Origin of the sequence: Flavilitoribacter nigricans DSM 23189 = NBRC 102662, assembly GCF_002646595.1 — a bacterium.
Lineage (GTDB): Bacteria > Bacteroidota > Bacteroidia > Chitinophagales > Saprospiraceae > Flavilitoribacter > Flavilitoribacter nigricans.
In genome coordinates this window covers 347919-372967 of sequence record NZ_PDUD01000018.1, presented here as the reverse complement: position 1 = coordinate 372967, position 25049 = coordinate 347919, and the positions used below count along the sequence as shown (strand labels likewise).

The following is a 25049-nucleotide window of genomic DNA, read 5'->3' as shown; positions in this document are numbered from 1 at the left end:
AATTTTCAGTCAGAAGTATAAATTTGCATATACAATAAAGTGATTACCAGTCGTTTTATTTAAACTGACTTTCACCAAATTTTCTTTTTTTGCAGACAGCAGGGACATTTATGCGCAAAAGCTTTCCCTTCTACCAGCAGTTGGATGCCATGGATTGTGGAGCCACCTGTCTTAGGATGGTTGCCCGGCATTACGGTCGCTTTTACTCGCTGGAGTATCTGCGGGAGCTGACTCATATTGGCAAACAGGGGGTAGATCTTTTGGGAATTAGTGATGCAGCCGAGCAGATCGGTCTGCAGTCGCTGGCGGTGAAAACTACTTTCGACCGCCTGAAGTCCGATATCCCTTTGCCTGCTATCGCCTTCTGGAGCCAGGAACATTTTGTGGTGATCTACCGGGTAAGTAACACCCACGTATGGATCGCCGATCCTGCCGCCGGCAAATTCAAACTGACCCGCGAAGAATTTTTATCCAACTGGCTCAGCCACTCCGAGGACGGAGAGGGTATGGGCGTATTGCTTTTGCTGGAAACCACGCCCGAGTTTTTCGAGCGTGACGGTGAAAAGATCAATAAGTCCAGCTGGAAATACGTACTCAGTTATTTTAAGCGGTATCGCGGTCTGATCGGTCAGTTGTTTCTCGGGTTGTTTCTGGGCAGTGTGATCCAGATCATTCTTCCCTTCTTTTTCAAGTCCGTGGTGGATGTCGGTATTGGTAATGTGGACGTCACTTTCTTAGGATTGATCGTTACGGCCTTGCTGATCCTGTTTGTTACGCAGGCAGCCATAGAACTGTTTCGGTCGTATATATTGCTGCACGTCGGCGTGCGGGTCAATATCAGCCTGATCTCGGATTTTCTGGTGAAACTGACCAAGCTGCCGATCCGCTTTTTCGATACCCGGCTCACGGGAGACCTGCTGCAGCGCATCGCCGACCACGAGCGGATACAGCGGTTCCTGACCTCCACCACGCTGGTGTCGGTATTTTCCTTTGTCAATTTTATCGCTTTCTCCATTGTATTATTGTTCTGGAGCAAGACGGTATTTTTTATATTCTGGGCGGCTACTTTATTGCATCTGGCCTGGGTAGTGATCCTGCAACAACGCCGGAGAGATCTGGATTACAAACGCTTTGACCAGTCCGTAGAGAACCAGGGCAACCTTATGGAGCTGATCAACGGCATGCAGGATATCAAACTGCACAATGCAGAGAAGCAGAAGCGCTGGGCCTGGGAACGCATTCAGGCGCGCCTGTTCCGTACGGGGATGCAGTCCCTGCGCATTGAACAACTTCAGCGTTCCGGCGCTGTACTGATCAACGATTCCAAAAACCTGCTCATCATTTTTGTGATCGCCAAGGCGGTGCTGGATGGACAAATGACGATCGGTATGCTGGTGGCGATCCAGTACATGGTCGGGCAGATGAATGCTCCACTGAATCAGTTCGTGGAGTTCATCAGTAACCTGCAGGAGGCCCGGATCAGTCTCGAACGGATGAACGAGATCCATACCAAGGATGATGAAGAGGAGGTAGAGAACAAGATCACCCTCCTGCCCGAATTTGGGGATCTCATCATGGAGAACGTGTATTTCCGCTACGACGGTCCCAATTCTCCGACCGTACTCCGCAAGATCAATGTAGAGATCCCAAAAGGAAAGACTACGGCTATCGTCGGTACGAGTGGTAGTGGTAAAAGTACGCTCGTAAAATTACTGCTCAATTACTACAAACCCAGCGAAGGTTCGGTCCGCCTGGGAGATGTCAACCTGAGCAACATTCACAACCGGCTCTGGCGGGATAAGTGCGGCGTGGTGATCCAGGATGGTTACATCTTCAATGATTCCATTGCCCGAAACATCGCTCTGGGCGACGACATTATAGACAAAGTGAAATTGCTGGAGGCCGTGAAAGTAGCCAATATACAGAACTTTGTGGAATCGCTTCCACTGGGTTACAACACCAAGATCGGCAAAGAAGGTCTGGGGCTGAGTCAGGGACAGCGCCAGCGTATCCTGATCGCCCGGGCGGTCTACAAGAATCCGGATTATCTGTTCCTCGATGAATCCACCAATACCCTGGATGCCTACAACGAAATGATCATCATGGAAAACTTGGAAGAACACTTCTACGGGAAAACCGTCGTGATCGTAGCGCACCGCCTGAACACGGTCATGCAGGCCGATAATATCATCGTGATCGAGGGAGGAGAGATCGTAGAACAGGGAACGCACGAAGAACTCACGTATGTACGCGGTGCTTATTACCAGTTGGTGAGAAACCAGCTGGAGTTGGGCGCCTGATCTTTTTGACCTTATATCTCCGATCAATTCGGTTATCCTTTTCCTCATCAGTATTTAATCAATAACAGCCATGCACGCGGAAGATATCGAAATTAGAAGCGAGGAAGTACAGGAAATACTCGGCACTCCGCCGAAGTGGATCACCCGTTGGGGCACCCTGATGGCGCTGGTGTTCTTCGTCTTAATGGGCTGGATGGGATACTGGGTGAAATACCCGGATGTGGTTACCGCCGAAGTAAGGGTTACTTCTTCCGATCCCGCCCGGAGGCTACGAGCTCCCCAGGGCGCACTGATCACCCAGGTGCTGGTGCAGAACGAAGATACGGTTGCTGCGGGTAAGGTCCTGTTGGTTTACAACAGTAACGCCAATGTAGACGACGTACTGGTATTGGAAAATGCTGTAGATGCGATAGAGATACCGACGGAAGAAAAACTGCTACAGTTTAATCTCGGTAAAGACCTGCTACTGGGATCTTTGCGGGATAATCTTTACCAGTTCTTCAAAAAGCAGGAGGAACTGACCCTGGAAAAATCAAGAGACGGACAGCAACTCGATCTCAGTCAGTTGCGGCAAAAGATCCGGATCGCCCAGAAAAATATCGAATACGCCAAGAAACAGCGGGAAACGCTCGAACGACAGTATCTCCTGGCCCAACAGGAGTACCTGCGGCAGGACAACCTACTCCAGCGAAATCTAACGCCTTCCCATAAGGTCAGACAGGCCGAAGAAAATAAACTGGAAAAAGAACGCCAGCTCCAGGCCGTCGAATCCGAGATCAAGACCAACCAGGACATGATCGATCTGTACCGCAAAGAGATCAATGGCGTGGAGCGCAGCACCAGTGCCAGTGAAAATACCGCGGCCAAGGGATTGATCGATGAATTCGTCAAGTTGCAGAAAGCCATCGATACCTGGAAAGCCGAAAATCTGGTCGTAGCTCCTACGAGTGGAGTGATTCTACTCACCAATGATAATGTTCGGAATAATTCCTACGTGCAGCGGGAAGAAGACCTCATGGTGATCATGCCCCGGGTCACGAAGGAAAATATCGGCCGTGTGAGCCTGATCCCCTACGGTTCGGGAAAAGTTGAAGTGGGGCAGAAAGCGATCATTAAACTGAACAGCTATCCTTTCCAGGAATTCGGTGCTCTGACGGGAGAAGTAGCCTGGAAGGGCAAGATCCCCGTAGACGATCGCATTCCGCTGGAAGTAAAGTTCCCCAACGGGCTGATCACCAATACTGGATATCAGATCGAGAACAGTCAGGAAATGGTCGGAACGGTAGAGATCGTTACGGACCGCAAGCGACTGATCGAATGGATCTTTGAGAACTTCCGCCGGGTCACTTCCTAAGGCCGGTCATTCCCAATTAATTAATCACCATCCGTTTTATTATTTTCTTTTTACCATTGGTGAGCTGAAGGAGGTAAACTCCCGGAGGCAGTCCGTCCAGTTGCAGGTTCCAGCTTGCACGGGTGCCGGATTTTTCCAGGCTCCGGCTTTTGAGTAGCTGCCCGAAGGTGTTTCGTACGGATAATTCCAGCAAACCGTTCCACTCATTTTCCAGTTCGATACGGATCTGTTCCCGGGCTGGATTAGGGGATAAGGTGAGCGATTGCCACTCGGCGGGATCGTTGGTATCCGTACTGATCGCATTGCAGCTGTAGCCATTTACCGGTACCTCCGGTTCCAGCGACAGTTGCTCATCCCCAAAATCATAAAACAGCCAGGTAAAGGTCACCAGCATCATTTCATCGGTGGTCGCTTCGCCGACGGAAACGGGCAGTGGCGGATCATTGGGGTTGTGGGGATTGGCGCTGGTATTGTCGTATACTGCTTCGGAACGTAGGAAGGAGCCGGCAGGAATGGTGACCGGTTCCTGGAAACGATAAAATCCCTGCCATTCAAAATCCCACTCCGGGATATCGATCAAAGGAATAATACTGCCATCTGGCCTTTGCGCCCAGGTCTTTATAGACCGGCCGATCAGATGCATATGGGGCGCTACGCCAATTACCGTGACGGGCACCGGCGTTTTGAATTCCTGGCGGAAAGTCTTTACGGTATTGGCCGGAATGTAGAGGGGGCCGTTCACCATTGAAGTAAAGTGGTTCAGGATAAAATCCACATTGACCTCCCGGAGATCGGAACGATCACTCAGTTGAAAATTGATCTTGGTGTTATCCACCTCGCCGGCGCTACCTTCCGGGTAATGGAGCTGCACGACGATATTGCTGCCGGCCGGGATCCGGATCCCCATATCCCGGGGCAGATACTGGGCGCCCTGGCCGGGTACCCAGGCTCCGATCATTTCCGCAGAATTGCTGCCGACTCCCCCGAAGCAGAGGTAACCCGGAGCCGGATCACCGGCATCCAGCTGTAGGGCCCGGTCACTTTGATCCTGGAATACCAGTACGTGGTGAACGATATTGCGGTTGCCGGGGATTACTTCAAAACCAGTAATGAAGCGATCTTCCAGCAGTTCGGATGGGAAAACGAAACACCGGTATTCGTCCCCATTTACCGCTTTTGAAGTATAGGCCGGTAACTGCACGACCAGATCCGGATCAGCGATGACCTCTGCGCCCTGATTGTCGGGAGGGTCCGGGGCCAGCAGGAGATCTCCCGCCGGGGTGCCGCCGTCGACCCAATCGACGATAGTCCGGATCTCGGCATCGGTCAGGATCCGCTCGTCGGCCAACGGGTGGTAGTCCGGATCGGGTGGCCAGGGCGGCATGATCCCTTCGGACACGACCGACTTAATGAGCCCCGCGTACAACTTGACATCATCGTAGGAAAGCAGGGGAAAGGGCGCAATTCCGCCAGTGGTATGGCAGGATGCGCAATTGTTATAAATGATGCAGGCCACGTTTTCCGACCAGTTCGGAACCTGTGCCTTTACGGAAACGAAAGAAGTAATGGTAATAAAAAGGAGAAGAGCGAAGTGTTTCATCCGGTGCTTTTTTACTGACAAGGTGTCCCACCCAATTTACAGCAAAAGCCCGCATCTACAAAATTTCCGATGAAACACCTCGCCGGGATCACATCTTCGGCTGGGTAGCTTTCTCAACGTGAATATCCCCGATGGTGACGGTAATGGTAATATTAGCGAAATATTCTCTCGGTGGTTTAAACTTGATCTTCCGTTGGTCGGCTTTGTTATCCTCCTCTTCGTAGGATAGTTCTCCGGGGAAAACGACGTTCCCGTTATTAGCCGTCAGGGTGTAGCCGTAGAATTCCGGATTGGGATTAAAGAAGTACACATCCGATTTTTCGGCATCGATATTGAGTTTCAACAGGCGGTCCTCGGCAAAAATGCGCAGGGTACCGTACTGGGCCGTAATATCGAAACTACCCCGGATATCGTTCAGGGTTACATTTGAACGCCGCGACCAGATATTGACGATCCCGTCGAGATGGTTTCCGAAGATATCTCCGAAACGGGAGCGCAGATCAATACTACCGCTAATGTTTTCCAGGTCGATCTTGCTGAACTCCCCGTTAAAGCGAAAGCGATTGTTCAGATTGCTGATATTGGCAACTCCGAAGTAATTCTTGAGGTAGACCGGACAAGCCGGTGGTACCCGCACGTAGTAAACGGCCTCAAAGGAGGCTTCCGGTGCGGGAGCTCCTTCCTTTGGGGACAGATAATTCCGGAGGTATATTTTGTTTTTAACCTTTTGGGTCAGATACTGCATCGCTTCCAGATCCCGTTCGGCAATGGCTTTATCCGGGTGTTTGGCCGTGATCTCCAGCGTAATGGAAATTTTATCCTGGTCCCAGGATTCAATGGAGACCTGGGCTTTTTCACCTTCAATATTGAGCTCGTAACCGTCCTGATAATTGTACGTTTTCTCGATCTTTTTGGTGATGACCTGTACGGTTACCTGGGCAAAAACGGGCAGTTGAAATAAAATTCCCACTATGAGTAGCATCGACTTGGTCATAGCGATTTTTAAAGACATTTTCCGGTTGGGTTTGAAACGGTTCACAAAACCTTTTTGATCTTTTCTTACGTAATTTATATCCAGGTAGCCAGTTCCTTGATCACCTGGGAGCGTTCTCTCTCAATACGGGCTACTTCTTTCAGTAGTGATTCATCTTCACCGTAGCGTTTCAGCATATCCTCGACTTCGGTGCGGGCATCGGTCAGTTCGTCAAATTCCAGTTTCAGGCGTTGCACAGCCTGTGGGTCCGCAACGGGAGAGGTTTCCACCTGTTCCAGCACCATGGCGATCTGGGCGGCTTCATCGTCCCAGTCGACGGCAAACTCCGCCCGGATCTGTTGCTCCTCGGCGTAAGCGATACTCGTTTTGGCCGGTACATCCGTATCCAAGAACCACCAGGTGCCCAATGCCAGTCCGCATAGGGTGGCGGCTGCGATCCAGGGACGCGCCCCGCGCAATACACGGAAAACCGCCGGCTGTGCCTGCGGCTGGTCCAGTAGTTGTTCGATCTGCTCCCAAACCTGTGGCGGTGCAGCGTGCTGCGGCAAATTGCGCAGTGCCGCCTGCTGATTATCCCGTTGTTCCAGTTGCCCTTCGATCTCCTTCCACAGTAGGGTAGGAGGCCGGTGGACGGGAAGCCGGGCAATCGCTTCGGTCAGGATGCTTTTATTTTTTTCCAGATACTCTTCCATAGCACTTCCGCTTTTTAATATTTGGCTAATGCTTCACGGAGTTTCTTCTTGGCGTAGAACAATTGCGACTTGGAAGTGCCCACGGAAATGTTGAGCATACTGGCCACCTCCTTGTGTGAATAGCCTTCAACTTCGATCAATACAAAAACGGCCCGATAGCCTTCCGGTAAACCCTGGATAGCTTTTTCGAGGTACTCCGTATCCAGACGGGTTCCCCAGTCTACCCAGCCACTGGTATGAGAAGACTCCAAAGGTTCGAAAATGATCCTTTTCTTGATCTTACTTAAGGCCGTTCTGATCACGATCGTTTTGATCCAGGCTCCCAGAGTCGATTCCCGCCTAAATTGGTGCATATTCGTAAACACCTTCAAAAAACCCTCCTGCAATACATCCGCAGCCAATTCGTAATCATTGGTAATACGATAAGCAATCGTAAACATGGCTTGACTGTAGCGATCGTAAAGTGTTTTTTGGGCGAGGCGATCCTGGGCCAGGCATCCGTCAATCAGTTCGGCTTCCGTCATGCTGATGGTTAAAGGCATCGCGCTTTGCCGTTGTTTTGTACTAAAGAGTAAGTGATGCTTAAAAGGGTTGGTCGGGGCATGGGAAAATGTTGTTTGATAAAAAATTGGGATCCTGAAAACCGGACGGTAAGATACGGGACCTTGAAAAGAAAACGGAAATTATTCCCCGGCTGCTTTCCAAGGTCCCGGATGGCGGTCTGTATTCCGCTTAATTTCGGTCACCGAACATATAAGTCACCGCGGCGATAAAACGTGCCGGCGACTGGCTGAAGGAATACTCCTGATCGCCGAAGTTGATGTGATCCCCGAATTTGTTGAAATTGCCTTCGTAGCGCACATCCACGGCAATGGGGCCGATGTCCAGACCGAGACCGCCCTGCCAGCCGAGTGTGAGTTTTTTAAAGTCTTCTTCAAATCCGTCCACATCGGTAATGTTGGAGGTACTGTTCAGGAAAATGTGTCCGACCGGTCCGGCGTTCAGTCGAAGGAAGCCTAGCCGGTAACCCAGCATCACCGGAATATCCAGGTACTGGTATTTTTCTTTCCGCGCTACTTCTCCCGGATTCTGAAAATCATCCAGTGTGAAATTTGCGGAATTGGAATTGAAAAGTACCTCCGGCTGGAGAATAAAGTTACCCATTTCGGCCTGAATGACAACACCACCGTGAATGCCGTATTGCGCGTCCTTCAGTGCAAGGGTGAAGCGTTCGGTACCGTTCTGAAGAATGTTGAAGTCCTCTGCTTCTAACTGTGAGGTGCTCAGACCGAGCCGGAGACCGAACCGCACCTGTGCAGTCGCGTAGAGGCAGAACAGCAAAATCGGAATTACAATTAACTTTTTCATGATGTGTGGTTTATTAGGGTGAACGTAGGTATAAAGGTGTTTGAGATCTTCTCCTTGCGATGAAAACGGCCAATTTTCGTTTAGCCAGGGCTCATTTTGCAGGGAAAAACAAAAAAGTGGCGTTTGCAGCGGCATTGATCATTCCCAGATACACGCTAAATGTAAATTGCTTGGCCGGCGGACAAAACAGATGATCCGCTTCCTTGTTTATAAGAATGAATGGAAACCCCATGGTATTTTACCGGGGAATCACATTATCTCATTAAAATCCAAAACATGAAATATTGGCTTTCTGTTTGTCTTTGTTTGTTTGTCTTTGCGGCCTGTAACCGGGCACAAAATACGACTTCTGGCGAAGAAACAACTTCCTCTTCCTCTAAAATAGCGATGGAGGATCAGCAGTACGCACCACCATCAGAAGGAGACATTGAAAAAATCGAAAAACCGGCATCCGAATGGCAGGCCGAACTTTCCGACCTTGAGTTTCGGGTGCTTCGGCAAGCCGGCACGGAACGGGCTTTTACCGGAGACCTCTGGGATAATAAGGCCGACGGGATCTATACCTGCCGCGGTTGTGGATTACCGCTGTTTGATTCAGCTACCAAATTTAAATCCGGTACGGGCTGGCCGAGCTTTTACCAACCGCTAAAGGCCAAGTATGTTACCGAAAAAACGGACAACAGTCACGGGATGAGCCGAACCGAGGTATTGTGCGCACGCTGTGACGGCCACCTCGGCCACGTATTCAACGATGGGCCGCAGCCCACCGGCTTGCGCTATTGTATGAATTCCGTTTCCATGGATTTTGTGCCCAAGGAAAAGCTCGCTCAGCAGGAGCCATAGGGTGATGAGGATCATTGTTAAATAATCAAACTGCGATCGAACACGACCCCCTTCCTGTCTGTTTTATAGGTGATAAGGTGTTAAAGTAAAACACGCACCTAGATATATTTACTAATCAAAAAACATTTTTTTTATGAGCGATCGCAGTTCAAATAACGGATGGAAATTTGGCTTGGGAATTATTGCCGGAGCAGCCTTGGGATACTGGTTGAACACCGAACAAGGTAAAAAAGTACGCCGCGATACTACCGACCAAATCAACACTTATTCCAATCAGGCTACCGCCTACACCAAAGAGAAGTACAATCAGGCTTCCACCGGTGTAAATAGTGCCATTAATCAGGCGCAAAGCGGATTGACCAGTGCTATCGAAAAAGGCCAGGAGTTGTTGAATGAACTCACAACTTACACTAAAAACGCCATTTCCAGCACGGCCAACAGTGCCGAAGCTTCAATTGAAAGCGCAGAAAACAGCCTCGAAAAAGGTATGAAAAAGGCTAAAGCTAAAGTAAACAAGCAGGCTAACAACCTGGAGGCTCGCGCCAATTGATCATGACCCTTTATAAAAAACCCTTTCTATGGATGCTGATATTTGATCAGCATCCATAGACTGTTTTAGATCGAGTTGTTACCTTTGTAGTGCAGGTCTTTCCTGTATCGTTACGTAGCAACTTCAATTATCTTACCTAATACCTAATGGATAGACAGGAACCACAAACGGAAACCGACGTTTTAATGGAAGATGTGGGGGAGAGCATTGGATATATCCAGGGCTTTATTTCCCAGGAAGTAGAATCCGTTAAACTGGAGGTAGCCGAAAAAATTTCCATAGCATCTTCAACAGTTATTACCAGTGTGGTACTAACTGCACTTGGCGGCTTTGTCGCCATTTTTGCTTCTATAGCCCTGGCATTCTACATCGGCACCCGCCTCAACTCCAATGCCCTGGGTTTTCTTATCGTTTCCGGAATATTTTTAGCTCTGCTTTTTATTGTTTATCTTTTTAGGAAAACGCTGATTACTGACAAAATAGTTACAGCCGTTATTCATTTATTTTTTGATCAACACGAAGATGAGACGAATTCATAGTTTGGAAGATTTAAGGATAGCCAAAAAGGAATTGGCGATCAAGAAAAAGTTGTCGAAACGAGAGTTCGCCAGTCACATTGGTACCCTGCGTCATGATGCTACCGGTTATGTTATTAAGCGGGTAGTACTTCCGCTGGGAGTTGGTGCCGTTGCGGCCCTGGCTATTAAATTCATTTTCTTTGACAAAAACCGGGACGATACAGCCGCACAAGACCGAAAAGATCAGAAAGAAGAAACCGAACAGGTAAAGGACAATGTAGAAAAGAATACCTGGCTGAGTTACTTCAGTATCCTGCTATCCATCATTAAAATATACCAGACCGCTGTGGCCCAAAACAAAGCGGAAGAGGCCATGGAGAGCAATCAGGAAAACACCGTAGCCGAAGATCCCGCTGCGGAACACCCATCAGCTAATGCAACTGCCGCCAGCGAAGAACACCTGGCAGAAGAAGAAATGGAAGATAAGGAAGAGATAGAACCGATCTCACCGAAAAGTTTTGTCCACAATTACCGCCAGCAAAAAGCTAAATAATCCATCACCCAATGATATCCGGACGCGTCCGGCAACGTAAATGCGAAAGAGAAGAAAAGTATACAAAAAGGTATTAGAAAAGCTCCCCACTAAATCGAGTAAGCGGGGAGCTAAGGTGATGTATAAATTTGTATCCCGGAATAAGACCAAGCCGGTCAATAATAAATACCAGCTCAGCACTTCCAGAACCATTAAGATCTAATCGGGCGTTTCGCGCTGCATTACTTTCTGCGACGCAGCCAGAAAAAGCCGATTCCCGCCAGAATAATAACAGCTCCCCAAATAAAAGGATCTTCGTACCACACCTCTGTCCGTATCGGATCAAAAGCCTGGTCACTGTATACGCTTTCACTGGAGGATTGTGCCCGGTGCATGATCGGAAAGATCAGCGTTAACAACATAATGAGCAGTGTATCAGACGATATGGGTTGATTGGATTTCATGATTTTTTTTTCTTAAGAACACCAATTGAATTTCTCGTGTTCGAAAAGGGAACTGTTCTTTATACACAGATAATATGACCCACCCAAGCAACATTACATTTGAATCTATTAAGTCGGAATTTGTCCGAAACGCTTTTTTAAAAGCCTATGCACCCTACAAGATACTGGACCCTCATCCCATCATTGTCCGCCGTAAGCCGGTAAGCGACACAACAATGCGTGCCCAGCCGGTGATCAATTTTGATTTCTGGAACCGTAAGAAAAGGCACTACCGGATCGATATCAGCAATCACACGGAACTGGAACAACACGTACCCATTCCCGATCTGCCCGAAGAGGTCCTGGTCGGTTGGTTTGCCCACGAACTGGGGCACATCGTCGATTACCAGCACCGCAGCGCTTTCGGGATGATCCGTTTCGGCCTGGGATACCTCCTCATGCCCACCTTTCGGATCGGTGCCGAACGCCAGGCCGATATCTACGCCATTGATCGCGGATTCGGAAATACACTGCTCGCCACCAAAACATTTATTCTTGAACAATCTACCCTTCCGGATCATTATAAGAAGCGGATTCAAAAGTACTATATGAGTCCGGATGAGATCGCGACTCTACTGAACGAACAGGATTCTGATGAGCTTAAAATGGACGAGTTAATCTAAGTCTCCATACGTACCGGTGGTACTTGTGCGAAATGTTGGAAAATTAATTCTAAAGAATTAGATTTGTTCCGGGTCCCACATCATAATTTTATTTGAAGAATCTTTCATCATCACTGAATGTGGATGGCATGATGCCAATCTCTTTTGCAATTTATCCAGCATTGCAGGTTCTTGAGGGCGCTTTCGACGGCTTCAGGGATGGCGTGTTGTTTGCAAATGAGAGCGGTGAGATCCATCTGGCCAACGATGCGTTGTTGCAGAAACTTGGCTATCAGCCCGATGATTTGTCAGAATCACTCATCTTCACCGTTAATCCTCACCTTACTCTACTCAGCTGGAAAAAACTCTGGAAGAATATTCAGTCCGGCGAATCGCTGGTCGAAGATATTGAATACATGCACTCCGAAGGTGCTTTGGTACCGGTCAAAACCACTACACGCTATCAGGAAATCGGAGGGAGCACCTGGGCCATGATCAATATTGAGTTCCTGCTGGATTCCCAACGGTACCTTCATCTGCTGCGCGCTACCGCTGAGACGGGGAATATCTGCAGCTGGGAACTCGACCTTACCCGACAGGAACTTTTACTGATCGGAGAGCTGAAAGATCTACTGGGGCTGCCCTACGAGCAAAATACGTTTCCCATTAAGGAAGTGAAGGCAGCCTTTGCGGATCACATCTCCTTTGAAGACATTAAAAAAGTACAGGGACTGGCGGGTAAACTCATTGGCGAGGGGGAAAGTTTCGAAACGATCGTTCTCTTCAATCATGCTGATGATGGTTTCGAACGACTGCACATTTCCGCTAAGGCATTCCGTACGGATAACTTTACCAGCAAACTGTACGGGACCATCAGCCGGGCTTTCAAAGCGGACAGCAATACAGAAGAAGAAAGCTACCTTTCTCAATTTAGCCTGGATCACGTCAGTGATCTGGTCTTTTGGGTGAAAAACGACGGCACCATCTCTTACGTTAATCAGTCAACCTGCGATCGCCTTGGATACACCCGTAAGGAGCTGCTGGAACTAAAGACCAGCCAGATCACTACCGGTTTGGAAAACAGCAACCGGGATATCTTCTGGGATAAATTACGGGCTAAAAAACATATTGAAGGAAAATTCAACTTACGCACGAAGTCCGGGGAGGTTGTTACGGTCCTTTCCTCGAATAATTATCTCCTCTACGAGGGCGTGGAGTACAATTGCGCTTTCTCCAAAGACATTACGGCCCAGGAACAGGAAAACGATCAGTTAAAGCTCACCCAGTTCTCGATTGAACATTCGCACGAAATGATCCTCTGGGTGCAATACAACGGCACCGTTTTCTATGCGAATGAAGCTTTTCGGAAAAAGACGAAATACGACAAGGAGGATATTCCACAGCTCAACATCCTCAGCATCCTGGAAAATGATGAACTGAGCGGATTAAAAGTGGATAACTGGGCGCGACTCAAAGAACTGCGAGAGTTCGAAATGGAGGCGGAGCTCTGGTCCAAAGATGATCGCCCCATGCCGATCTATTGCACCTTCAATCACATTCAGTACGGCACCAAGGCCTTTATCTGCATCTACATGCGGGACTGGAGCCGAAAGAAAAAGCGGGATGTACAGCTCTTTCTCGCGCAGAATGCCCTCGATTCCGCCCGAGATATGATCTTCTGGATCGATGAAAACCTGAAGATCGCCTACAAGAACGAAGCCGCCAGGAGCAAGCTGGGGTATCGGAAAGGAGAATTGAAAGGAGAGGATATCACCAAGATCTATCCCGGGATCAATCTGGAAAAGATACTGGCTAAAGAAAGTGCAGAGCAATTCGAGACGGAATTCCGCAGTAAGAGCGGTAAAGCCATTCCCGTGGAGATCAGTATCAGCCCGGCGCACTTTAAGGGGAACCGCTATTCCTGTATGATCGTCCGCGATATTCAGGAACGCAAAAAGAACCAACAGCAACTAGTTGAACGTAAGCGGAAGATCGAAGAATTGTCCCTGAAGCTAAAGGATGAGAATGTCCTGCTGCGGGAAGAGATCTATTCCAATTACAACTTCAATAACATTATCACCAAGAATAAAAATTACCGGAATGTACTCGGGCAGATCGCTCAGGTGGCTGATTCGAATGCCACGGTACTGATCCAGGGAGAAACCGGTACGGGAAAGGAACTGCTGGCCCGGGCTATTTATTCCCTGAGTGACCGGGAGGATCGACCCTTCATAAAAGTGAATTGCGCGGCGCTTCCGGAAAACCTTATCGAAAGCGAACTCTTCGGTCACGAGAAAGGGGCATTTACCGGTGCGGTCCAGCAAAAGAAGGGCCGTTTTGAACTGGCCGACAAAGGAACGATCTTCCTGGATGAGATCGGAGAACTGCCGCTGGATCTCCAGGCTAAACTGCTCCGGGTATTGCAGGAGGGAGAGTTCGAACGCCTTGGCGGAACGAACACGCTTACCGTTGACGTACGCATCGTGGCCGCCACCAACCGGAATCTGGAGGAAATGGTGGAGAAAGGGACGTTCAGAGAAGACCTGTTCTACCGACTTAATGTTTTCCCGATTGCCAATCCTCCGCTGCGGGAAAGAAAGGAAGACATTCCTTTGCTGATCAAGCACTTTACCCAGAAATACGGTAAGCGTATGGGGAAAAAGATCGATAAGATATCCCAGGCGGATATTGCCGAGCTGGAAAAATACGATTTCCCGGGCAATATCCGGGAGCTGGAGAACATGGTAGAACGGGCCATGATCCTCGCTAAGGATGGTATGCTGAACCTGAAAGCGAGTTTCGACCTGGTGCGCGAAAGCCACCGTAAAGGCAAAGACAAAAAAGGATTTCTCAGTTTCGAGGAAATGCAGAAAGAACATATTCTCGAAGCGCTCAAGAAGTGCAATATGCGGGTCACCGGTCCTAAAGGTGCCGCCCGTTTACTGGAGCTCAACGACCGGACGCTGATGTCCAAAATGCGTAAACTGGGAATTAAAAGAGAGGATTACCTGTAGGCGCAAAAACGAACATGGCAGAGGATTTACTTGTTAAAAAGTAAATAGAAAAATGCCATATCGTATTCAAAATCTACTACTTACTACGATCTGCCTGATCGTATTCAGCACTTTCCAATTATCCGCCCAGACCTTACTGATCGAAGAGGGGACGCTCATGCATAATGATGAGCCACGGGCCTGTATCCGGGTACAGATGGACCCGCTTCCCAAGGAAGTGAAAAAGGCCTGGCACGATTACCTGGACGATAATTATGATATCGACCTCAAAGGCATCGGCTTCCTTTCCAATAAAGATATGCTGAAAGCCGAAGGCGTGAATTTTCCCGAGATTACGGATAAGGGGATCAATCTCTACACCCGGGTTGTCGAACAGGGAAACCTGACCGAAATGTGCGTCTTCGCATCACTCGGTCATGATATTTACCTGAATGCAAATGATTACCCCGTAGAGTTCCAGCGCTTACAGAATACCGTAGAAGCGTTCATCGGAAGTTACCTGCCTAACCATTACCAAAATTTGGTTAAGGAAACGGAAGAAGAACTCGAAGATCTGATTGACCGTCGGAAGAACCTGTCCGACGATATTTCCGATAACCTGGATAAGATCACTAAACTCGAAAAAGAGAATCGCGAAAAGAATCGTGAACTCACTACCGTAGAAGAACAGATCCGAAATATGACCAGTATTCTGGACGCCCGGCGCGATAAGCTGCAACAGATCGATCGCCGTCTAATCAACCAGAGACTTAGATAATATCATCAAACTCGTCAGCTGGTTCCGGTGGGAAATGGGTGGTTATCGCGGCTTCGTGCAGCGCTTCCATCTGACTAAATTGATCTTCAACCTGGCCCAAAAACTTAGCATCGACCAGCTGACGTATTTCTTTTGCCCCCTCCAGTCCGTTCGCCTGCCTGAACTTAAAAGTCTGTTCCAGATATCCCTTCTCAAATTTTACCGATATCCGGGTATCCATTTTAAAGATCGTGATCTTCAGCTCCGGATGCTCGATATAGCCAATAATGCGCATAAATCTTCTTTTTGTCCTGTTTCAGTGTTTTTAGATCCCATAATTAGGCCTATGGCTTCAGATGGTACATCTGCTGCAGCGAATGACTGATTACCCGGTAGAGGTTCTGTAATTCCGGAAACTTTTGCAGATACTGCAGGTGGGCCAAAATGGTCTGCTGATCTCCCCGCCGGGCCGGGCCGGTCTGCATGTCTTTCGGATCCTGCTCCATGACCTTGGCGGCCGTTTCGGCGATCAGCGGCCGAAGCAGGTCGAAGGACAGTCCTTCCGCTTCGACGATCTGTTGTCCGACACTGAATAAATGATTACTGAAATTGTTGACGAATACCGCGGCTACGTGCAGTTTTTTCCTCTGCTCGTCATCGATGACCCGGGCCTGTTGCGTGATCCGGGAGGCTAGCTGGAGCAAGCCGTCCTGCACTTTTGGGTCCGCAGAGTAGACGCAGACCGGAAGCTGCTCAAAATTCACCGGACGATCCCGGGACAGGGTTTGCAAAGGATAAAACACACCGGTCTGATCGAAGTCGCCGGCAATGACCCGACTACTCACCGCACCCGAAGTGTGGGCCAGCACCCGGCCGGGCCCGTTCAGGTGGCCTAAGCCGGCAGCTACGGTGGCAATATGATCATCGCTGATCGCCAGCAGATAAAGGCAGTTATCCAGTGCCGGTATTTTATCCAGGCTGTCAGTGGCCGGGCAGTTTAGCTCCCCGGCCAGTGCCTGGGCGTTTGCTATACGACGACTAAAGACCAGCGCTATTTTTATGCCTTGTTCATGCAGTCGCAATCCCAGTCGCCAGGCAACGTTTCCGGCCCCGATGAGCACGACCTGTTTAAGCAGCATCCGGCTCTGTATTGCGGGATTCCTTTCTGCGATTCCACAGACTGACGCCCATCCCCGCCAGCATCAGCAAACTTCCAAACCATACGAGATTGATACCTGGAAATTCAATGGCCTGCAGTACGAGGAAATCCGAACGTACGGAATTAGTAGCCATTTCCACGGGCACGGTATTGGTAGCATTCTGGTTCTGGGCGACCAAAAGACTGATGGATTCGGTTCCCGGATCGATAGATGCAAAACGAACGTGGAACCCAATTTCGGGGATCTGATCTTTGACATTGAACGGCCGGTTGCCCCGGATCAGATAGATCGGCTGGGCGATATAATTACTGCCGGCCGCATCCTGTATCTGTACGGTGGCGCCGACCGCAATATCTTCCGACTGCGGTTCGTAGTTCGGATGGGAAGGTTGCCGGTTAAACTGAGCAAAAGTGATCCGGTAATCTCCGAATTGAGCCACTTCTCCCTGTTTGAGGGTAAACTCCTGGTAATCCAGAGATTCTTCGGGGATCAGGAGGTCATCCAGGATGGATTCACTTAATCTAACCTTGGTACTCAGATCATTGATCTGCACCGGATACGTATAGAGCAGCTGATCCCGCAGTACGATCACGGGCAGAGCCGTATATACCGTATCGTCGCCGCGTTGCTGGATCTGCAGCCGGGCACCGATGGCCATATCTCCTTCCTCCGGATGATAATCCGGGTGACTTGGATTCCGGTCAATCCCGTCCACCAACAGGTTGAAATAGCGAATGCTGAAAGTATCCTGATCCTCCACCGCTACGGTATCCTGGAACTGGTATACCTGCCCGGGCGTGAGATCTGCCGATTGGTACTTCAGGTTGTCTTCAATCGCTTTTCTCGCCTCTACATCCATTTCGGATTCGGGCAGACTCGTGATGTGGGTGAAAATATCTTTGTTCCAATAGCGACGGGTACTGGGGTTCACCGCCGCTATCTTGGTGAATTCATTATTGTACAATACATTGGGCTGCACCTGAAAGCTTTCTTTCACGGCACCGGATTCATCCATTTTCTGGAAGTTTACCGTATAGGTACGGGTAAAACCGTCGATGGTATCCTTGGTATATTCCACCTTATAGCCGGACATACTCATCGGGATATCCTTGAAGAGGATGATATTGCGCTTGTGGGCATCCTGTTCGGCACCTTCGATCAGGCCGGTCATCACGTAGGGATTGGACGAAATGTACTGTTTGTTCAATCCGGATGCCAGCACCCCTACGATCAGCAATCCGAAACCGATGTGGGAAAAGGCCGATCCTGCGGCCTTTAAATTGCCTTTCAGAAAGGTAATGATGTAGTCTACATTCGTTACTACTGCAAAAACGCCGGCAAAGAGTAGCAGGAGATACTGCCAGGCGCGGGCTTCAACCCAAAGCGCGGTCAGCGCGGTAATTCCCACCGCTGCGGCCAGGCCGATGCCCAGATGTTTCCAGTACTTATTCTTGTATTTAGCCCAGTTGAATTCCTTAAATCGCAGGTATTGCGCCAAACCGGAAAGAATACCGATGAACACCCCGATCCACAATTGGTATTTGTTGTGGTGCTCCAGTTGATCGGTTACCGTAAAGCCTTTGAACGACGGATCGAAAAAGCGGTAGATCTTATTGAAAACCGGCAGCGAAGTAGATCCGGTGATCAGCAAAGCGGAGAACAGCAGTACCAGCGTACCGATAAAGATCCAAAACTCTTTGGAGGGTGTACTTTCTTCTTTTTTCGGAGATGGGATACTCTTGTAGCGCATGGCCAGCAGCACGGCTCCCAGGCCGAGGAATGCCACATTGAGTGCAACGAGTTGCCATTCCAGTCCCATTTCCGTAAATGCATGGGCGGAAGTCTCTCCCAGTACGCCACTACGGGTCATAAAGGAAGAATAGAGCACCAGTACAAAGGACAATAGGTAAAAGGCATAAGTACTGCGAATAGAATAACCCGTAGACCGGGCAATGAGATTGGTGTGGATACCGGCAACCATGACCAGCCAGGGTACCAATGACATGTTTTCCACGGGGTCCCAGGCCCAGTAACCGCCGAAAGTAAGGGCTTCGTAAGCCCAGGCGGCTCCCATCAGGATACCCAGTCCCAAAATGGCGGCGCTGAACAGCGACCAGTGCATTGCCGGTTTTAACCAGGCGCGGTGGTCTTTGGTCCAAAGTCCGGCTATGGCAAAGCAAAAAGGAACCACCGTAGAGGCAAACCCCAGGAAAAGGGTAGGAGGGTGGATGGTCATCCAGTAGTTCTGTAGCAAGGGGTTCAGACCCGTACCACTGATCAGTTCCGTATAATCCGCACTGGCAAAAATGGGGGCGTCCATCACATCCCGCAGCAACATCATCGGGTTGCTACCGATCCGGGCGGCCTCATCTCCAAAGCCAACGTATACCCCCAGGATCATGGACATCAGGAATACCTGAACCAGCGATAGCACCGATAGCACCGGAGACTCCCACTTGCGGGAGGTCAGGATCAAAACGACTCCCAATACGACATGCCAGAACATCCACAGCAGAAAACTGCCTTCCTGGCCTTCCCAAAAAGCCGAAAAGATATAGCGAAAGGGAAGATCGTCGGAAACGTGGCTCTGGGCGTACTGGTATTCGTAGTACCGGTTGATCATTACGTAAAAGATCAGACCGATGATGGCGAATACACTGATCCCGTGTACGCCGAAAGCAGCCCGGCCAATATTTTTCCAGCGCGACGCTTCCGGAAGGCCCCGACGCTGGGTGCCGTAAAAATATGCCAGCGATGCCAGCAAAGCGGCTACAAAACTCAGAATAATGGCAAAATGCCCGAGTCTTCCCGGCCACAAATGCTCTCCTACATATTGGATGGTATCCATTTATTGTTTTTTGTCAAATTGGGCTCAATTCCAATCTCAATTTATGTGTTAAGGTGCTGAAGTGTTAATGTGTTGATGTTTGTTTCAGGTAGATAGACCAACCTGACCCCTCACACCTGACACCTCGCACCTGACATCTCGCACCTCGCACCTCCCTAACCCTTCTTCTCACTCTTAATATAAATCTCCTCATCCTTATATTTGGAAGGGCACTTGGTCAGCATATCGGTAGCGACGAAAGTATCGCCGTCCATAGATCCGGTCAGAACGAGTTGTTCGGATAGTTCGAAATCCTGCGGTTTAGCCGCCAGCAGAACGATCTTGCGCTCTTCTCCTTCGGAGTCCCGCATGTAGAAGCTGGTATAGTTGGGATCTTTTTCAGGATTGTAGACGATCTCCTTATCCTTGGCCAGTTGCCCGGCGATCTTAACTTTCTCTCCGGCCTGATCGGCATCGTGGAAAGTAGCGTAGGTACTCATATCGCCCGCAACCTGGCTGAGCAGGAAGATGGCAATACCGATCATTGCGATACCGATGAAATGGACTTTTTTCATAATGTTATTTTATTTTAAGTGGTCTTTCTCTACAATAGACGCCTAAATTGTTGCAAACGCTGCAAAAATACAATTACTTTAGCGGTCGAGCGGCTTTGACAATAGTCAAAAAACGGTAAAATGTTGTTGGGTAATGAGTAATTTGATCGTACAGCTAAACGAGGCAGGCATATTTCAGCAAAAGCACCAGGTGTTAAACGCGGTGAACCTCAAGATCTCCCGGGGTGAATTTACCTATCTTATCGGAAAGACCGGCAGCGGCAAATCCAGTCTGCTCAAAACCCTGTACGGCGCCCTGCCCCTGAAAGTAGGCAAGGGTATAGTCGCCGGGTATGATCTCGGTAGCTTAGACCGTAAGACCATTCCATTATTACGCCGGGAACTGGGAATTGTTTTCCAGGATTTCAATCTTTTACCGGACCGTTCGGTCCAGGAGAACCTGCGCTTCGTATTGGAAGCCACGGGATGGAAAGAAGAAAGTAAGATCAAAGAGCGGATCCGGGAGGTGTTGCAACAGGTAGGCCTGCAGGAAAAATACCGCACCATGCCGCACAAACTTTCCGGCGGGGAACAGCAACGCGTAGTGATCGCCCGGGCGCTGCTCAACGAACCGCAGATCATTCTGGCGGATGAGCCTACCGGAAACCTCGACCCGGAAACCTCCGATGATATTCTGCTGCTACTCCGGCAACTGGCCCAAAAGCATAATACTGCCGTCCTGTTCGCTACCCACGACTACCGGATCATTGAGAATTTTCCCGCCCGGATCATTCGCTGCCTGAACGGCCGGATCATCACGGAAGAAGATATCGAGGTGTAGTCGGTTCCCAAAACACTAGCCAACCATCCACCATTCCAAAAGATAAGCCATACTGATGCCGAGGTAATTACCGATGGCATAACCGAGCAGTCCCATGCTGATGCCCGCAAAGATCAGACTGCGGTTACCCGTCACGGCTGCGATCTGTCCGATGAAGGCCGGGCCGTAGAGCGCTGTAGTGAGTGTGAACAGAAAGGTATCCCGGTCAATGCGGAAAAAACGAGCCGATAAAGCATGGAGCAGGGCCGTACCGAACAAGGTGAATGCAGAAAACTTTAATAATTCCAGTCCACCGTCCATGATGGCCCGGAAATCGGCCAGTAATCCGAGCGCCACACAGAAAATGAGCAACAAATATTCCCCGGAAGCGTAAGTGCCGGGTAACTGCCGGACCTGCGCCGAAAAGGAAAACAGCAGACTGATGCTGGTCACACCGAGAATGATCAGCGCTACCTGATCCAGTTGCCCGCTGATCAGCCAGACGATCCCCAGCGAGAGGGCAACCACCAGTACGGAGAGCAGTACACCCATTACTTTAACGAATGGCGAAACCGGATTGCGCAGAAGGTCATCGGCCACGATCTCGGCCTCATCCTCCTTTTCCCGGGGATAAGGGCGCAACCATTTGCCGGTCAGCCGTACCCCAGCGGTGATCAGAAAAAGCAGGAACACACTACCGAGGATCACATCGGCCGCATTGACGAGAATGATGGTGTTCTGATCCACACCCAGCGCCAGCCCGATGGCCTGCATATTCGGCGTCCCACCGGTATAGATGCCGGTAAGCATCCCGGCGATATTCCAGCTTTCCGGGATCTCGGACCGGAAGTAAAAGGAGGCTATCGTATTGAGTAAAATACCGCTCAGCACGCAGAGCATAAAGGAAAGCAGGACGGTTTTGGCCTGTCGGCGCACCGCTTTAAAATTAGTGGAGAAAAGGAAAAGCGGCAGGGCCAGTAGAATACTGACTTCCGAAGTTTGCACGGCGATCCCGGTATGAACGGGCAGAATGCTCAGATTGCTGATAGCGATTCCGATAGCGTAGCAAAGCACCACTGGGCTCAGCCATTCCGGCCAGCCGGGCCATTTTTGCAATTGATAACTGAGGTAAGGAAAACCCAGCATCACCATTACCTGGAGAACAATCCAGAACATCTTATTGCTGCTTTTCTTCTTCCGGATATTCGATGCGCAGATGGTGGACCGAGCGCATGATCTTTTTGAAAACCTTGGTGCAGGCCTCCAGTTCCTTAAAGGTCATAGCGGAATCATCCAGTTGACCCTGGGTGGCCTTGTGCTGGATGATCTTATCGATAAAAGCCATCAGTTCCTTCTCTGTCGGGTCTTTCAGGCTTTTACAGGCGGCTTCTATGGAATCGGCCAGCATCATGATGGTTTCTTCCTTGGTGCGCGGCAGGGGCCCCGGATAGCGGAATTCCGATTCGTCTACCGTACTATCCGGATGTTCTTTCAGATGTTTCCGGTAGAAATATTCCACCTTGGTCGTACCGTGGTGGGTCTTGATGAAATTGATCAGAATGTCCGGCAACTTCGCCTTCTGGGCGATCTTCACACCTTCGGTAACGTGCTCAATGATGGTTTTGGCACTCGTCAGATCGTCAATATCTTCGTGGGGGTTCTGCCCCGATTGGTTTTCAATGAAGTATTCCGGTTTAAGGGTTTTACCGATGTCGTGGTAAAGCGCGGCCACCTTAACCAGCAGGTGATCCGCTCCGATCTCCCGGGCGGCAGCTTCCGACAGGTTGGCTACCTGTAGAGAATGTTGCAGGGTACCGGGGGCCTTGGTTGCCAGTTTTTGCAAAAGCGGCCGGTTGAGATCGGACAGCTCGATCAGGGTGATCGGAGAAATGAAACTGAAAAAGCGCTCGAAAAGCGGGATCAGCGGGTAGGCCAGCAAAGTCAACAATACGTTCAGGCCGGTCCAGGCGAAGAAAGTAAGGTTAAGGTCCCGGAGGCTTCCGTCCCGGATCAGTTCCAGGCCGACGTAGGAAAGGGCATACGTCAGGAAAATGAACAGCATGGAATAAAAGAAACGCGACCAGTTGCGGGTGTCGATATTACTCAATACTACAATGATCCCCACCAAAATTTGAATGAAGGTAAATTCGTACCCCTGGGATGTGATGAAACTGGCGAAGAGCACGATGATCAGATGCACAAACAACGCCAGCCGATCGGTATAGAAGGCTTTGATCACAATCGGCACAATGCCGAATGGGATCAGATAAGGACTCAGTACGCCGCTTTTTTCCACCAGGAAGGTCAGGTAACTAAAGGCGACCAGCCACAGAGCAACGAAGACCAGTTGCTTGTTCTTATTGAACACTTCCGGTGCGAAGTTTTGCAGATAGGTCACGAAAATGCTCAGCAGCAGAAAGGTCAAAATAATGTAACCGATCAGCACGCCGCGGGAGGACTGCTTTTCGGTGATCTCTTTTTCGTATTGTTCCCGGAAGGAAAGCAGTTTTTGGTAAATCTCATCGGTAACCACCCCGCCTTTGGGGATGATCAGCTCTCCTTTACTGACGCGGCCGCGGGAAGTAACTACGCCGGCCAGCAGATCTTCTTTGAAGCGCTGGGTCAGCGTATCGCTGTAGTAAACATTCGGTCGAATGGTATTTTCCAGAATGGGAAACAGAAATTCCGGTTCGGATAACTGGCTGTAGGGGAGGGTATCTCCCAGAAAATCCCGGGCATCTTCGGGCCGGATGACCTGCTCCAGAGTTTGTCGCTCGGTAAATCCTCCCTTTACGATCTGAATGACAAACTCTTTCTCCCGCTCTTCATCTTCCTCCCGGATCTTGACGATGCCTTCGTTAAAAAGTTTGTTCAGCAGTGTGGTGCCAAATTCCCGGTAGGCATCCGGGCGACGGGTCACATCCTGGAACTGCTCCTGGGTTTCCGATTGTTGCAGCTGCTGCTGAAATTCCGTTTTGAATTGCTGAACGGCCGTTTTTCCGATACCGTAATCCAGTTCGTAATAAGGCGAGAAATTCTGGAGAAGCTCGTCCCGTTCGGCTACCAGCTCTTCCTCGGCTTTTTTAATGGGGAAGTCGAAAGGCGCCACCAGTTCTTCGTAGCGCCAGGGCTGTCCCCGCTCGAACTGGTACTTGAACTTGACATTGTTGGGAAATAGTAAAACGATAAGGGTACCCACTCCGAAAAGGAGGACACCCTTCATGAAAATTGACCAGTATTTCCAGGCTTTCTGCCGTTCTTTTGCCATCCGGAATCGATACGATAATAGTTAGATGCTACAATACTACGATACTTTAATGAGAATTCACAGTATCCGGTATGGCAGCATCTCCATATTGCCGCATCAACTGGACCGCGGGCGGGCGAAGGCCTGGACCCAGTAATTCCCGACCCGGGCGCTGCCCATCTGGCGGAAATTGCCGTTCATCATGTTCCGGCAGTGGCCGGGACTGTCCCGCCAGCCCGCGAAGACCGATTGAATATCCCGGTAACCCCAGGCGATGTTTTCACCGACGGCCTGCCAGGAATATCCGGCATCCGATACCCGGTCGGATACATCCGTACCGTCGCTGCCGGTGTGGTCAAAGAAATCATTACTTTTCATATCGTAAGCGTGACGGAGCGCGGCCCGTTCGAGATCGGCATCCCAGCTAAGCGGAGCTACCGGCGGCATATATTTGGAGCCGCAACGGCAGCCTTCGCTACGCAATTCGTTCACCAGGGAAAGCATTTGGGACATGCCCTCCGGAGTCGCTTCCGCTTCGGCCGCAGTTTCCTGATCGGCCGGCAGAAAATCTTCCAGTTCACAACTCGTGAACATAAAAGAAAAACCCAGTAAAAATAATGCTAAGCTTCTAATGCGCATAGTATCTGAATATATGGTGTGAATGTTTTTTGTTTGCACTTATATAGCGTTTACAAACGGAGAGTTATTGGTTAAGGAATGGTTAGGGCGCGTTAGAATAATGTTATTTTCGGAAGGGGAGGAATCCGATATATTTTGAAAGTTTTTTCCGTTTAAATGAAATAAAATTTATATTTTAGCGTATACCTATTGAAAG

The 25049-nt window shown here is 49.7% G+C and carries 23 protein-coding genes; 10 read left to right on the top strand and 13 right to left on the bottom strand.

Annotation, left to right across the window (positions count from 1 at the left end):
• Positions 1–110 precede the first annotated feature (110 nt).
• A complete protein-coding gene (locus CRP01_RS12515; RefSeq protein ID WP_099150376.1) occupies positions 111–2300 on the top strand; it encodes a peptidase domain-containing ABC transporter in 2190 nt (729 codons plus the stop codon).
• A gap of 70 nt (positions 2301–2370) precedes the next feature.
• On the top strand, positions 2371–3654 hold the full coding sequence (locus CRP01_RS12510) for a putative HlyD family type I secretion protein (RefSeq protein ID WP_099150375.1): 1284 nt from the start codon (positions 2371–2373) through the stop codon (positions 3652–3654).
• A gap of 16 nt (positions 3655–3670) precedes the next feature.
• Here the strand turns inward: CRP01_RS12510 and CRP01_RS12505 are convergent, their stop codons facing one another.
• From CRP01_RS12505 to CRP01_RS12485, 5 genes are all read right to left on the bottom strand, one after another.
• On the bottom strand, positions 3671–5254 hold the full coding sequence (locus CRP01_RS12505; protein WP_099150374.1) for a T9SS type A sorting domain-containing protein: 1584 nt from the start codon (positions 5252–5254) through the stop codon (positions 3671–3673).
• An 88-nt stretch (positions 5255–5342) separates the two neighbouring features.
• Complete coding sequence (locus CRP01_RS12500; protein ID WP_143473367.1) at positions 5343–6266, bottom strand: hypothetical protein; 924 nt, start codon at positions 6264–6266, stop codon at positions 5343–5345.
• A 56-nt stretch (positions 6267–6322) separates the two neighbouring features.
• Positions 6323–6940: a hypothetical protein gene (locus tag CRP01_RS12495; RefSeq protein ID WP_099150372.1), complete on the bottom strand. Its 618-nt coding sequence runs from the start codon at positions 6938–6940 to the stop codon at positions 6323–6325.
• A gap of 14 nt (positions 6941–6954) precedes the next feature.
• Entirely contained in the window at positions 6955–7482 is a 528-nt protein-coding gene (locus tag CRP01_RS12490) for an RNA polymerase sigma factor (protein WP_099150371.1), read from the bottom strand.
• 190 nt (positions 7483–7672) lie between these two features.
• Entirely contained in the window at positions 7673–8308 is a 636-nt protein-coding gene (locus tag CRP01_RS12485) for a porin family protein (RefSeq protein ID WP_170110345.1), read from the bottom strand.
• Between the two features lie 276 nt (positions 8309–8584).
• Here CRP01_RS12485 and msrB point away from each other — a divergent pair, with 276 nt between their 5' ends.
• The 4 genes from msrB to CRP01_RS12465 all read left to right on the top strand — a co-directional run bounded on the left by msrB (position 8585) and on the right by CRP01_RS12465 (position 10772).
• Complete coding sequence (gene msrB, locus CRP01_RS12480) at positions 8585–9151, top strand: peptide-methionine (R)-S-oxide reductase MsrB (protein ID WP_222845724.1); 567 nt, start codon at positions 8585–8587, stop codon at positions 9149–9151.
• A gap of 133 nt (positions 9152–9284) precedes the next feature.
• Complete coding sequence (locus tag CRP01_RS12475; protein WP_099150368.1) at positions 9285–9701, top strand: YtxH domain-containing protein; 417 nt, start codon at positions 9285–9287, stop codon at positions 9699–9701.
• Between the two features lie 146 nt (positions 9702–9847).
• Entirely contained in the window at positions 9848–10240 is a 393-nt protein-coding gene (locus tag CRP01_RS12470) for a phage holin family protein (RefSeq protein WP_099150367.1), read from the top strand.
• Positions 10241–10289: 49 nt separating this feature from the next.
• Positions 10290–10772, top strand: coding sequence for a hypothetical protein (locus tag CRP01_RS12465; RefSeq protein WP_143473366.1), 483 nt, complete (start codon positions 10290–10292; stop codon positions 10770–10772).
• A gap of 221 nt (positions 10773–10993) precedes the next feature.
• On the opposite strand, the gene CRP01_RS12460 is transcribed toward CRP01_RS12465, so the two are convergent.
• Complete coding sequence (locus CRP01_RS12460; RefSeq protein ID WP_099150365.1) at positions 10994–11215, bottom strand: hypothetical protein; 222 nt, start codon at positions 11213–11215, stop codon at positions 10994–10996.
• 74 nt (positions 11216–11289) lie between these two features.
• Here CRP01_RS12460 and CRP01_RS12455 point away from each other — a divergent pair, with 74 nt between their 5' ends.
• From CRP01_RS12455 to CRP01_RS12445, 3 genes are all read left to right on the top strand, one after another.
• Complete coding sequence (locus CRP01_RS12455; RefSeq protein WP_099150364.1) at positions 11290–11877, top strand: hypothetical protein; 588 nt, start codon at positions 11290–11292, stop codon at positions 11875–11877.
• Positions 11878–12038: 161 nt separating this feature from the next.
• Complete coding sequence (locus CRP01_RS43305) at positions 12039–14870, top strand: sigma 54-interacting transcriptional regulator (protein ID WP_170110344.1); 2832 nt, start codon at positions 12039–12041, stop codon at positions 14868–14870.
• A gap of 52 nt (positions 14871–14922) precedes the next feature.
• A complete protein-coding gene (locus tag CRP01_RS12445) occupies positions 14923–15627 on the top strand; it encodes a coiled-coil domain-containing protein (RefSeq protein WP_099150362.1) in 705 nt (234 codons plus the stop codon).
• Here the strand turns inward: CRP01_RS12445 and CRP01_RS12440 are convergent.
• The 4 genes from CRP01_RS12440 to CRP01_RS12425 all read right to left on the bottom strand — a co-directional run bounded on the left by CRP01_RS12440 (position 15620) and on the right by CRP01_RS12425 (position 20168).
• Complete coding sequence (locus CRP01_RS12440; RefSeq protein WP_099150361.1) at positions 15620–15901, bottom strand: hypothetical protein; 282 nt, start codon at positions 15899–15901, stop codon at positions 15620–15622. The two genes, CRP01_RS12445 and CRP01_RS12440, sit on opposite strands and share 8 nt — an antisense overlap.
• A 49-nt stretch (positions 15902–15950) precedes the next feature.
• Complete coding sequence (locus tag CRP01_RS12435) at positions 15951–16745, bottom strand: Rossmann-like and DUF2520 domain-containing protein (RefSeq protein WP_099150360.1); 795 nt, start codon at positions 16743–16745, stop codon at positions 15951–15953.
• Entirely contained in the window at positions 16735–19614 is a 2880-nt protein-coding gene (gene ccsA, locus CRP01_RS12430) for a cytochrome c biogenesis protein CcsA (protein ID WP_099150359.1), read from the bottom strand. Before ccsA ends, CRP01_RS12435 begins: the two co-directional genes overlap by 11 nt.
• A 155-nt stretch (positions 19615–19769) precedes the next feature.
• Entirely contained in the window at positions 19770–20168 is a 399-nt protein-coding gene (locus tag CRP01_RS12425) for a cytochrome c maturation protein CcmE domain-containing protein (RefSeq protein WP_099150358.1), read from the bottom strand.
• 133 nt (positions 20169–20301) lie between these two features.
• Here CRP01_RS12425 and CRP01_RS12420 point away from each other — a divergent pair, with 133 nt between their 5' ends.
• Positions 20302–20988 carry a cell division ATP-binding protein FtsE gene (locus CRP01_RS12420; protein WP_099150357.1) on the top strand — a complete coding sequence of 229 codons (687 nt, stop codon included), beginning with the start codon at positions 20302–20304 and terminating at the stop codon, positions 20986–20988.
• A gap of 15 nt (positions 20989–21003) precedes the next feature.
• Here CRP01_RS12420 and CRP01_RS12415 read toward each other — a convergent pair whose 3' ends face one another.
• The 3 genes from CRP01_RS12415 to CRP01_RS12405 form a co-directional block, all read right to left on the bottom strand.
• Positions 21004–22143, bottom strand: coding sequence for a DUF819 family protein (locus CRP01_RS12415; RefSeq protein ID WP_099150356.1), 1140 nt, complete (start codon positions 22141–22143; stop codon positions 21004–21006).
• A gap of 1 nt (position 22144) precedes the next feature.
• Complete coding sequence (locus CRP01_RS12410; RefSeq protein WP_170110343.1) at positions 22145–24190, bottom strand: HD family phosphohydrolase; 2046 nt, start codon at positions 24188–24190, stop codon at positions 22145–22147.
• A 141-nt stretch (positions 24191–24331) separates the two neighbouring features.
• Positions 24332–24853 (bottom strand): CAP domain-containing protein, encoded by a 522-nt coding sequence (locus CRP01_RS12405; RefSeq protein ID WP_099150354.1) that lies wholly within the window; start codon positions 24851–24853, stop codon positions 24332–24334.
• Positions 24854–25049: the final 196 nt, after the last annotated feature.